The sequence below is a fragment of the Natronolimnobius baerhuensis genome (assembly GCF_002177135.1).
In the GTDB taxonomy this organism is placed as follows: Archaea; Halobacteriota; Halobacteria; order Halobacteriales; family Natrialbaceae; genus Natronolimnobius; species Natronolimnobius baerhuensis.
In genome coordinates this window covers 630,269-641,840 of the sequence record NZ_MWPH01000002.1, presented here as the reverse complement: position 1 = coordinate 641,840, position 11,572 = coordinate 630,269, and the positions used below count along the sequence as shown (strand labels likewise).

Annotated in this window: 10 protein-coding genes; 3 read left to right on the top strand and 7 right to left on the bottom strand. The window is 61.5% G+C overall.

The window, feature by feature from the left end:
- Window positions 1-89 precede the first annotated feature (89 nt).
- The 5 genes from B2G88_RS09505 to B2G88_RS09485 all read right to left on the bottom strand — a co-directional run bounded on the left by B2G88_RS09505 (window position 90) and on the right by B2G88_RS09485 (window position 5,884).
- The gene (locus B2G88_RS09505) at window positions 90-1,883 is read right to left on the bottom strand and encodes an ABC transporter substrate-binding protein (protein WP_087714946.1); all 1,794 of its coding nucleotides are present in this window, start codon (window positions 1,881-1,883) and stop codon (window positions 90-92) included.
- Window positions 1,884-2,408: 525 nt separating this feature from the next.
- On the bottom strand, window positions 2,409-2,978 hold the full coding sequence (hpt, locus tag B2G88_RS09500) for a hypoxanthine/guanine phosphoribosyltransferase (protein WP_054862328.1): 570 nt from the start codon (window positions 2,976-2,978) through the stop codon (window positions 2,409-2,411).
- 90 nt (window positions 2,979-3,068) lie between these two features.
- Complete coding sequence (locus tag B2G88_RS09495) at window positions 3,069-3,767, bottom strand: DUF7344 domain-containing protein (protein WP_087714633.1); 699 nt, start codon at window positions 3,765-3,767, stop codon at window positions 3,069-3,071.
- A gap of 118 nt (window positions 3,768-3,885) precedes the next feature.
- Complete coding sequence (gene coaBC / locus B2G88_RS09490) at window positions 3,886-5,052, bottom strand: bifunctional phosphopantothenoylcysteine decarboxylase/phosphopantothenate--cysteine ligase CoaBC (protein ID WP_087714632.1); 1,167 nt, start codon at window positions 5,050-5,052, stop codon at window positions 3,886-3,888.
- Window positions 5,053-5,104: 52 nt separating this feature from the next.
- Window positions 5,105-5,884, bottom strand: a complete 780-nt coding sequence (locus tag B2G88_RS09485) for an NAD(P)/FAD-dependent oxidoreductase (protein ID WP_342744113.1) — start codon at window positions 5,882-5,884, stop codon at window positions 5,105-5,107.
- Window positions 5,885-6,004: 120 nt separating this feature from the next.
- Between B2G88_RS09485 and B2G88_RS09480 the strand changes: the two genes are divergently transcribed.
- Complete coding sequence (locus tag B2G88_RS09480) at window positions 6,005-7,198, top strand: M48 family metalloprotease (RefSeq protein WP_054862329.1); 1,194 nt, start codon at window positions 6,005-6,007, stop codon at window positions 7,196-7,198.
- A 63-nt stretch (window positions 7,199-7,261) separates the two neighbouring features.
- Window positions 7,262-7,789 (top strand): SRPBCC family protein, encoded by a 528-nt coding sequence (locus B2G88_RS09475; protein ID WP_087714630.1) that lies wholly within the window; start codon window positions 7,262-7,264, stop codon window positions 7,787-7,789.
- A gap of 16 nt (window positions 7,790-7,805) precedes the next feature.
- Here the strand turns inward: B2G88_RS09475 and B2G88_RS09470 are convergent, their stop codons facing one another.
- Together B2G88_RS09470 and B2G88_RS09465 are read right to left on the bottom strand one after the other, a co-directional pair.
- The gene (locus tag B2G88_RS09470) at window positions 7,806-9,008 is read right to left on the bottom strand and encodes a hypothetical protein (RefSeq protein ID WP_054862330.1); all 1,203 of its coding nucleotides are present in this window, start codon (window positions 9,006-9,008) and stop codon (window positions 7,806-7,808) included.
- A gap of 54 nt (window positions 9,009-9,062) precedes the next feature.
- Window positions 9,063-10,136 (bottom strand): M42 family metallopeptidase, encoded by a 1,074-nt coding sequence (locus B2G88_RS09465; protein WP_054862331.1) that lies wholly within the window; start codon window positions 10,134-10,136, stop codon window positions 9,063-9,065.
- 170 nt (window positions 10,137-10,306) lie between these two features.
- Between B2G88_RS09465 and B2G88_RS09460 the strand changes: the two genes are divergently transcribed.
- On the top strand, window positions 10,307-11,473 hold the full coding sequence (locus B2G88_RS09460) for a thiolase C-terminal domain-containing protein (RefSeq protein WP_087714629.1): 1,167 nt from the start codon (window positions 10,307-10,309) through the stop codon (window positions 11,471-11,473).
- Window positions 11,474-11,572: the final 99 nt, after the last annotated feature.

Here is an 11,572-nt window from a genome sequence, read left to right as displayed (position 1 = left end):
CTGGTCGCGTCTAAATATTTCGTTTCGAAACGCCTGCCGGAGACAAGCGCCCCGACGAACGAGTGACGATTCAGTCGGTTGCGTGTCTGTTAGTCGAGATTCACTTGCCAGTCGAGGTAGTAGCCGGTTGCATCGCCGGGCATCCGGGACGTATCGGTGTTTTCCGGCTCGAAACTGAAGTGACCGTACGAAACGTCCTCCCAACTCCAGACCCAGCCAAGCGAGTACATCTCGAGGTCGCCGTCTTCACCACGGTCTTGCAGCGTCGAGAACTGCGTGGAGTTGTTCGTCACCGAGATTGGCAGATCGCCGAGTTTCTGGCGGATGAGTTCGGCCATCTCGGCGTACTCGGGTGCGGTTTCGTAGGTTGCAGCCTCGATCTCGATTGGGTCGTCCTCGGTGATGCCGGCCTCCTCGAGAACCTCCGCTGCGCCCTCGATGTCGGTCTCGTTGGGGCTGTATGGCCACTCGTCGACCCACTGGTTGTAGCCGTCTTCACCCGTTGGCCAGATTGCTGGCGGGGTGAAACCGAACGCTTCGAAGCCACGTTCCTCGAGGACGTCCTCGATGAGTTCCTCGTGGTCGACGACGTAGGCGATGGCCTGTCGGGCCGGACGAGGGACGTTCGAGACGTTGAACGCGAAGTAGAACGTGCCCAGTTCGGGGACAGCGAGGTAGTTGGTTTCCTCGTCGTTTTCGAACGGACCGTAGGTACCGATTTCGCTGCCGTCGTCGCGTTCTTCGGCGTCGATTAAGCTTGGGTCGTACTGCGAGGTTGGGATGTCGAAGACGTCCGCGTTTTGCTCCATCGCGTAGGTAAAGCGCGATTCGGGGTCCTCGTTGATCTCCCAGTGGACGGACTCGATGGTGGGTTCGCCGTCGTGGTAGTTGTCATTACGGACGATGCGCATCTCCTCACCGATGCTAAAGTCGTCGTACTCGAATGGACCAGTCCCGTTGGCCATCTCGGTCTGGAACTCGCTGTGATCGACCTCGCCGTCGTAGCCGTCGATATCACCAACGATTCCTTCCGGAACGATGGAGAATCCATCGTAGGTAAGAATGTCGAGGAGTGCTGGCTGTGGTTCTTGGATGGTTATTTCAACGGTGTAGTCGTCAACGACTTCGACGGCGATTGAGTCAGGCTCGACGTCGCCGTCGTCGGTCTCGTCGTATTCGACGCCGATCCCAGAGGCGGTGCCGAGGATGAAGTTCGACCGTTCACTGTACTCCGACTCGGCCAGTCGACGGAACGAGTAGCGAACGTCGTCTGCGGTCAGCTCTTCGCCGCCGTGGAACTCGACGCCCTCTTTGAGCGTAAACGTCCACGTCAGGTCGTCGTCGGAGACTTCGAACTCCTCGATGAGTTTGTTCTCGACTTCGGCGACGCCGTTCGGGTAGTGCGTCAGCGTCTCGTACACCTGATTAATGACGATCCCCGATGCGGTGTCCGTCGACATGATCGGGTCAAGCTCGTCGAACGTACTGTTCAGCAGGTTCAGTTCGTCGTCGCCATCAACTTCAACGTCGGTGAACTGCTGGTGGTGAATACCGAGGGCACCAACTTCTGGAATGTCGACGTAATCGTACCAGAAGCGCTCTCCCTTGCTGTGATACAGCGGGAGCAAGACCATGTCGTCACGAACGGCTTCCTCGATCTCGAGGTAGGCCTCGTTTCGTGTGTCTTCGTCTTCGGGTGCAGGGTGATCGACAACGCGTTCCCACGCGGCCTGTGCTTTGTTCGCGTGGTCACTGACCTCGTAGTTGGTGTCGTCATCGCTGCCGTTCCCGTTTCCATTCCCGTTCCCGTCATCATCATCGCCAAGGAGGGCAGAACAACCAGCCAGTCCTACGGTTGCACTTCCCCCCAGAAGAGCGAGCATCGTTCGTCGTGAATGATTTCCGCGTTGCCGTTCCGAACTGTCGGGCATAGAAATGGCTTACCAAAACACACAATATAAACCTGTCGACAGAGGACGTGAATATATGTGTTCAATAGTGCATGTCTCTGTTGAACAATGACTTTTAAACTAGTATTTTTATTGGAGAAATAATTCCATAGTGGAATGTTTATCAGCGAAATATAGCGATATAGCGGCCACAAACTGAACCACTTGATTCGACCCCGATCACCGTACTATCATGCGTTTTGGTACCAATTGACTTTCTGAACACGCGTTGTCAACGACAGAACGACTCTCGCGCGCGAACTGCTCCGGCCCGAAATAATCCGCACTAATCAGTAGATAATACGTACAATCACGAATGATAGTAGACCGTCGCGATGGAGTGGCCAAGAAACCACGATTGAGACGGCGTAGTGACTCCTCCAAGAGTACGCTACACACGACGACCTTCCGTTAGGTGTCTCTGGACACGTCTGCTGATTGAAAAATCGTAGTCTCCGCTCAGTCGTCGCCGTCTTCGTCGATAATCACAACTTCGCCGTCAATCACGTCGACGTTGATCAGCGTCTTGACGTTGTAGCCTGCGTCGTCGACTTTGTTCTCGCCGCCGACTTTCTTGATGACCGCGACCGTATCGATCACTTCAGCACCGATATTGTCGAGCGCCTCGAGCACGGATGCGAGCGTGCCACCGGTCGAGAGCACGTCGTCGAGCACGAGCACGCGCTCGCCCTCGCGCACGTCGTTGATGTACATCTCGTTCTCCGAGTAGCCTGTTTTCTGGGAGATGGCAACCTCGTCGTCGAGGCCGTACTGGCGCTTGCGGATCACGGTCAGCGGGATGTCCGTCATCAGCGAGACGGCCGTCGAGATATGGATGCCCATCGCCGCGGGGGTGACGATCCGGTCGACTTCCTCGAGTTGTGCCTTGCGGATGATTCGGATGACGATCTCGCGAAGGAGCGTTGGATCGAGTTTTGGAACGCCGTCACTGATCGGGTGGACGAAGTAGTGATAGCCGTCTTTCTCGATGATCGGGGCCTCGAGAAGCGACCGCTTGAGTTGATCCATGTCGTGGGTGTGTTGGTAGCGGAGTAAAAGTTGACGATACGAGCGAGCCCAGTTGGTCGTTGGCAGACAGCAAGTTTCGGGTGCCAGCCGTCACTCCTCAGCGCGATAACTCAACTCTGGGGGCTGCTCGCCCGTGCCCAGACGCATGTTCTGCTCGTAGTAGCCGTGGATCGCTGCCGTCACCGTCACCGTGACTGCGATGAGCCCTGCCCACGCCAGATTCGACAGCAGCGTCAGCGGATAGATCTCGAGCCACAGCGCAGCCACCAGCGCACAGCTAATGGCTCCAAGCGAGAGATACAGTTCACGCCAGGCGAACTCGTGGCCGGGGACGATCTCGAGGTAGATACTGATATCTCCCGTTCGATCCGTTGCCTCAATGACGCCCTGATCGGAGTCGAACACGAGAATGCCCGCTTCGTCCATCTTCGGCAGGTGCGTCTGCTGGAGCGTCGTATAGACGCGCTTTCGCTGGGCAGGTGTAACGCCCTCGAGTGTCGTCTCGTACTCCCAGGCGGCGATCTGTTGGGCGAGATCACCGAGTTCGACGGGCCGGCCGTCCTGTTTGAGAAAGTGCAAGACGTATCGCCGTCGCTGGTTTCGAAGCACCTCGAAGATTTCACCCTTCGAAAGGGTTGGCAGGGCTGGCTCGTCACTGGCGCTCGAGGACTGTTCGTCCGGTTCGGTACTGGCGTCGGACCCTGTACTCGAGGCGCTCGTCCCATCGTCCTCGGCAGCAGCGTTGGGTCCGTCCCCAGCTGCGGTGTCGTGTCGTTGTGTCTGGACCACCGAAACTCACCTTGCTCGCCTCACTGCGTTTTGGTCCCCATGCCCCCGCAGTGATACGGTTATTTCGTGGGAGGGACCCCACCTTTATAATTCTCATGACCGCTCGAAACAACACCGCTTACTCGCCGTGATCGCCCAGAACAACCGCAATCGAGGATGCAATCTCTGCGCCGAGGCCGGCTTTCGATCCCTCGTACTCGGCGGCGTTCGAGGCATGGACCAACAACGCCCGCGTATCCGTCTCGCCCATCACGCTCGCATCGTTGGCGACGACGAACGCGAGGTCCGCCCGCTCGAGTGTCTGTCGTGCTTGCTCGATCATGGCCCCGTCGTCGCCTGAGGTCTCCGCTTTGAAGCCGACAATCGGTAACTCCGGGCGTGCCTCCCGAACCTCATCGATCAGTTTCGGTGCTGGCTCGAGCTCGAGTGTGAGGTCCTGGCCCGAACGGATCTTCTCGTCGCTTGGCTCGACAGTGTAGTCGCCGATAGCCGCGGCTGAAACCAGTGTGTCTGCGTGCTGGCAAGCGTCCTGGGTTGCCTCGAGCATCTCGGCTGCGTGTTCGACCTGTCGGACGTCGGCATAGGGGACGTCCGCGCCGTGTTGGACGAGCGTGACGTCTGCGCCGCGAACGTAGCAGGCTTTCGCGACGGCACGGCCCATGGTTCCCGACGAGCGGTTCGTCAAGACGCGCACGGGATCGATTGACTCGCTGGTCGCCCCCGCCGTAACGACGATATGCTCCCCTGCGAGTGGCTGGTCGCCCGCAGCGCGGGCAACGTCACAGACGATTGCCTCCTCGCTCGCGATCTTGGCTTTTCCCTCCTCGAGTCGCGGATCGACGAAGGAAACGCCCCATTCCTCGACGGTGTCGAGTGCTTCTATCACGCCGGGATGGTCGTACATCGGCTCGTGCATTGCAGGCGCGATCACGACGGGCGTCTCCGCGCCGAGGGCTGTCGTTGCACAGGTGGTGACCGGCGTGTCGTCGACGGCACCCGCGATCTTGCCGACCGTATTCGCCGTTGCGGGTGCGACAAGAAAGACGTCTGCCCAGCCGTCGTACCCACAGAGGTCGACGTGTTCGACGCGGCCCGTAATCTCCGTGACGACGTCGTTGTCCGTCGCGAACTCGAGCGCCCAGGGGTGGATGATGCCCTGTGCACTCCCTGTCATTACGGCGCGGACCTCGGCTCCCTGGCGTCGCAATTCGTGAGCCAATTCAACTGTCTTTACGGCCGCAATCGATCCCGTGACCCCGAGTGCGACGGTGACTCCCTCGAGCATTCGGTGGATGTTACCACTACGATGGCTTGAAGGTTAACGTCGGCCGGGAGCCTCACGTGTCGTCCGTGACGCTCGGGTGCATCGTCGGTCGGTCGTCAAACGGCTCCGCGAACGCCTCGAGCATCGTTTTTCGGGCCTGTTCGTCTCTTGCCCGTCGCTCTTTGTCGTCGATCTCTTTACAACCCGGCGGAACCTCACGGTTGCGGTCCGTAAAGTAGCCCTCAGGAGCGACCCAGTCGTGATAGAAGTTGGCGTCCGAATCGTGGACGACCGCGAGGCCGACTTTCGACCCGTGGCCGGCGGCGACGATTGCCTGATGCGGTTCCTTGGCAAGGCGGCCCGCGGCGTAGACGCCGTCGACGGCCGTGCGACCGCCCTGGTCGACGTCGACAAAGTGCTTGCTGCCGCGCTTGAGTCGACCGACGTCGAGGGGCACGAGGTACTCACTGTCAGACCACGACGCTGCGATGACCCGTCGCGCCTCGAGCGGTTCGCCGCCGTCTGTTTCGAGGACGAACCCATCCTCGAGATCCGTCTCGTCGACGGGTTCGGCACGCGTCACCCGCCCAAGTTCGAACGTGGCACCCGCGTTTCGGGCCTGTTCGCGGACCAGGTGCAAATACCGGCGGGCGTCGACGCCGTCGGGAAAGCCGGGGTAGTTCTCGAGGCTGGCATTTCGGGCGAGGATGGACTCTCCTCCGTCGATGACGAGGGTGTCCAGCCCCGCACGGGCGGTAAAGATCGACGCGGCGAGGCCGGAGACGCCCCCGCCAACGATACACACGTCTCGCATGTCCTCACGTTGCCGATAGTGGCTATAGAAGGTTCGCACTTGGAAGCGCCTCGAGATGTCGGTGAGTTCTCGCTTCGGAGCGACTCACCTGCCACGACCCCGTTCTAAAACCTTAACTCAACAACACCTTTTTAGACCAGTTCCTCGCACAGGGTAGTAATGTACATACTCGCTGGCGCTGTCCTCCTGTTCGGACTGGTCCCCTTTCTCGCGGTTCGACTGTACGCCACGCGCGTCGCCCGCGCGAACGAGTCAGTTCCGGACCGTCTCCACCGCCTCGAGCGACTCCAGCAGGTGACCAGTTTCTCGTTGCCGATCCTCTCTATTCTCGCCGTGTTTCAGTTCGGACTCATCGAGCGGATAACCGCTGGACTCGAGTCGATTGCACCTGGCATTTCGACGCTTCCCGGCGCGGATAGTGTGCTCTCCGTGGCCGTCATCTTCGCGATGGCAACGCTCCCGATTATTGGGGTCGTCCTCGGACTGTATCCGACAACGCGGTCGCTGCGAGACACGTCCGCGTCTCCGTTCCGGGTTGTCAGAAATACAGTTGCTGGCATCGCGATGACGGCTGTCGTAATTGGGCTCGCAGTCGGCGGCATCCTCGCGATTACCTCGGTCGTCGGCTCGTCGCTCCCCGTCCTCATCGGGGGCGTCTGCCTCGTTATCTTCGCCGTCTTCGGCCTGACACCGTATCTGATCGTGCTCTTTCAGGACCGCGTCCCACTCGAGGGTGCCCGCCGAGACCGAATCGAGCGCCTCTGTGGTGACCTTGGGTACGAGCCACGCGGCTTGTACCTGCTCGAGGGCGAATCAACCAAGACGGCAAACGCGATGGTCGCCGGAACGGTGCCGGGGCTGCGTTACGTCTTCCTCACGGACTACCTGCTCGAGGAGTGTTCCGACGACGAACTGCGGGCGATTCTGGCCCACGAGTTCGGCCACGTCGCCGGCCGTCACCTCTGGCAGCGCGGTCTCCTCACCGTCGGCGTGATCGTCGCCGCAGTCGTCGCCGCCGAACCGCTCGGGATCACCGCACTCGAGGCACAGTTCGGTTTCGCCGGCTTCTTCGTGCCAGTGATGGCCGGCTACATCGTCTACCACGTGTTCCTGCTGGGTGGACTCGCCTACTGGCAGGAGTATCGTGCGGACGCCTACGCGGCTCGGCACGCCGGTCCCGACGCCACCGCCAACGCACTCAAGGTGCTCGCGACGGCGAACGACAGCACGCGCGAGGCCGGATTGCTCTACAGTCTGGCGACGCATCACCCGCCGATTGCGGCTCGAGTCGAAGCCGTCCAGCGGAGTGCGGACGATCTCGAGGCCGATTCCGGGTCAGCAACCGGCGGGTGAAACCGACTCGCAGCGACTGGACCCGATAGCAATCCTTACTTTCGGTTCACTCATACACAGCCTGTGGACAGAATTCTCCTCAGTACTGTCGCGTATCGTCCCCCCGAGGAGGTCTTTCCGTACGTGCAGTCGTTTACCGACTATCCGCGCTACACGGATCACCTGAAATCAGTCAGCGTTCACGGCGACGGCGGCGTCGATTCCATCTACGACCTCCATCTGGCCTGGTGGAAACTCACCTATACGGCTCGTTCGAGAGTGACAAATATCGACGCGCCTCAGTCGCTCGAGTGGCAGCTCACGAACGATATCGACGCTCGCGGGGAGTGGCGGGTCGAACCCGAACCCGACGCGGCACCGCCGGAGGCCGAAACGGCGAGTCGCATCTACTTCGATGCGGTGTACGATCCCTACTCGGCGGACAAAAATGCGATTTCACTTCCCCGGTTCGTCTCGCTAGACTGGGTGGTCACAAAAGTCCAGCCGCGACTCCTGAGTGAAGCCGAAACCGTCGTCCAGCGACTCGTGACGGATATCGAGGATCGAACCACGCCACGCGATGTCGAGTTGACGATTCACGAGATGCCCTAAACGTGTCCTGCGAGGCTCAGTCGTCGAAATCGAACTCGTCGACAACGTCGATCTCACCGCGCATCGTCATCTCGTGTGGTGCACAGACGTACGCCGCCAGTTCCTCGGTCGCGGTTACGGACAACTCCTGTCGAACATCGGTCTCCTCGGTCAGTTCGGTCGCGTAGTCGTCGACGAGTTCGTCATTTTCGTCCCACAACCGCAAATCGTGAACAAGACCGTCGCCGTCCTCACGTGCAATCGTATACTCTCGACCTGCTTCGAGGACCAGTTCGGGATTTTCAACGCCCTCGATGTGAGCCGGTTCGACACCAACCCAGCCGGCGGTCTGTGCCTCGAGCGTGATTTCGGTCACGTCCGCCCACGCTGCGGGATCGGTCAGCGTGACCGTGGTGATGACCGCCGCGTGGTCCTCGTCGTCCGCGTAGCGAGCAACCACGGAAAACTGGCCGCTGCCGACCTCGCTCGCCTCGAGTGTGAGGGAGTCGCCGACGGCATCGAACTGGTACTCTGCTGGCTCGTCGATGTCGCCGCCGCGAACGCCGACGATAACGTCGTTCGGCTTCGAGGTGAGCGTTAACGTCGCCGTCGTGTCGTCGGGTTGGTCGATACTAATCCCAGCCTGCGGGGTCGGCCGCTGCGTACTAAACTGTCGGGGCCAGCCGTACCACTCGCCGTTGATCTCGAGGACGTTCGCCCTCGCCGGGCGGTCGATTCGTTCCCCGTCGACCTCGACGTCGGCCTCGTACTCGAGGACGTACGCTGCCGTCGCCGTGCCATCGAACTCGTCGTCGGCTTCGAGGTCTGCGACGAACTCGTCGTCGGGCGTTGCGCTCTCGAACGTTATCGAGTGAACTGCCTCGGGTGGGGTCGATTGCTCAACCATCTTCCGCCACTCTGCGTCGTCCACCGCGTCGAAATAGGCTGTGGGAAGGTACTCGAGTGCGGTTTCAGTGTCGCCGGTGAGGCTCGCCTCGAGTACCGTCTCACCAGTTTCGCGCGCTTCGAGGGGGACTTCGTGTTCGTCGTCGCTTGCAGGCTCGTCATCGTCCGTCGCGTCGTCGGCGTCGGCCGCCGTTTCGTTCTCGTCTTCGGTGTCGTTCGTCGCGCTATCGTCAGATTCCGGCGACGTTCCGGTCGAATGCGTCTCGAGGGTGTCGACACAGCCGGCGAGTGCGAGGAGGGCACTGCTGCCGAGCAGGAGTCGGCGTCGATTCATAGCCCATTGTTCGCGGCTGTTCTGTTAAAACCAGTGATGTGTTCGCCCGAATTTTTAGAGCGTGTAATCGTGCTCGCCGTCTTCGCTCTCGAGGAACGCCTCGAGCAGATCAATCGTCGCCGCGACGTCGTCGACGTGGGCCGTCTCCGTGACGGTGTGGAGATACCGCGTCGGAATCGAGATCGCGCCGACCGGTTTCGCACCCGCGACGTTCTGGAAGCCGGCCGTGTCGGTGCCGCCAGCCGGAAGAATCTCGAGTTGGTAGTCGATTTCCTCGTCCTCGGCGACCGATTTCAGTCGGCGGTGGACCTTCGGACTCGTGATGACGCTCGAATCTTTGAGTTTGATGGCGGTTCCCTCGCCCAGATCGGTGACGTGCTCGCCGGCTTTGAATCCGGGCACGTCGTTGGCGACGGTCACGTCCAGTGCGATTGCGAGATCGGGATCGACATCGACGCCCAGCGCCTGTGCGCCGCGCAGGCCGACTTCCTCCTGGACCGTCGCACAGAAATGGACGGTGACATCGGGCTCTTCGAGTCGCTCCGCCGCCTCGAGCATGGCGAACAGACAGACCCGGTCGTCGAGTGCCTTCCCGGTGACCGTCTCGCCCATCAGTTCGGTCGTCTGTTCCATCGTGACGAGGTCACCCGGCGAGACGCGCTCCTCGAGGACGTCGTAGGGGAGGCCGGGGTCGACGAACGCGTCCTCGACCTCGGGTGTCTTGCTCCGCTCGTCTTCATCGAGCGTGTGGGGCGGCGGCGAGCCGATGACGCCCGGCAGATCGCCCTCCGTGGTGTGAATCGTCACTCGCTGGGCTTTGAGCACCCGTGCGTCCCAGCCGCCGAGCGCGTCGAGTTCGAGGAAGCCAGGGCCGTCTTCCTCCCCGCGGACGTGTCGAACCATGAAACCGATTTCGTCCATGTGCGCCGCGACGGCCACCGAGTAGTCCGAGTCGTCCGCCCCCTCGAGCGTGCCGACAACGTTGCCCATCGCGTCGGTCCGCACGCGGTCGACGCTGCCCTCGAGGCGGTCGATAACGCGGGCGCGGATGCGGTCTTCGTAGCCCGGAACGCCACTCGTCTCGGTCAGCTCGGTAAGAACATCGAAATCGAACGGAACACTGTCCATAAGCAAATGTTCGAAAGCGGACGTATAAATGGCCGGGAACAGGAAGCCAGTGCTGTCCCAATTATGTTTGTAAAACGGGTATTGTGCTGTCCAGATGTGTGGGGTGACGTCAGGATCGTCCCGTGATACCAACCACCGAACTTTAGCCTGTCGACGAGCTAGGTGTGTGTATGAGTAGCGTACGCGTTGCCGGAACCGGGCTCACGTCGTTCGGCGAGTACCCCGAACGGACGAGTCGGGACCTGTTTGCTGAGGCAAGTGCCACCGCGCTGGCAGACAGCGACGTTCCTCGCGACGATGTTGACGCCGTCCTCTACGGCAACTTCATGGGCGAACTGTCCGAGCATCAGGGCCATCAAGGCCCGTTGATGGCCGAAGCCGCCGGCGTCACCGCACCCGCGACTCGGTACGAGGCCGCCTGCGCCTCGAGCGGGATGGCGCTTCGCGACGCCGTGATCCGACTGCGAAACGGCGAGTGTGACGTGGTGCTCGTCGGCGGCGCAGAGCGGATGACCAACCTCGGCACCGCGGGCGCGACCGAGGCGCTCGCAATCGCGGCGGACGACCTCTGGGAAGTGCGGGCCGGGATGACCTTCCCCGGTGCGTACGCGCTGATGGCTACCGCCTACTTTGAGACCTACGGCGGCGACCGCGAAGACCTCGCACACATCGCCGCAAAGAACCACGAGAACGCACTCACCAACGAGAAAGCGCAGTACCAGCGTGCCCTCTCCGTCGAGGACGTGCTCGAGGCACCCACGGTCTCGAGTCCGCTCGGGTTGTACGACTCCTGTCCGCTCTCCGATGGCGCGGCCGCGGTTGTCCTCGTGAGCGAGGCGTATGCCGACGAACACGACCTCGATGCACCCGTGGCGATCACCGGCACCGGTCAGGGCGGGGATCGGATGGCGCTCCACGACCGCGAGTACCTCGCGCGCTCGCCCGCCGCACGCGAGGCGGGCGAACAGGCCTACGCCGACGCCGAAATCGGCCCAGAGGACGTCGACCTCGCGGAGGTTCACGACTGTTTCACCATCGCCGAAGTGCTCGCCCTCGAGGCGCTCGACCTCGAGCAGGTCGGCGAGGGCATTTCGGCTGCTCGAGACGGACGCACGACGCCCGACGGCGATACGCCGATCAACCTCTCGGGCGGGTTGAAAGCCAAGGGCCACCCAGTCGGCGCAACTGGTGTTTCGCAGGTCGCCGAGGTGGCGACGCTGCTCGCGGGTGACCATCCAAACAGCGAGTACGTCGAGGGAGCAACGACCGGCGTCGCGCACAACGCGGGCGGGACGGTCGCGAGTGCAGTGGTCCACGTTCTGGAGGTGGTTGCATGAGCGAACACTGTGAGCGAGTGCAACGACGCCAGCGCTTTGCTCTGGAGGTGGTTGCATGAGCGAACACTGTGAGCGAGTGCAACGACGCCAGCGCTTTGC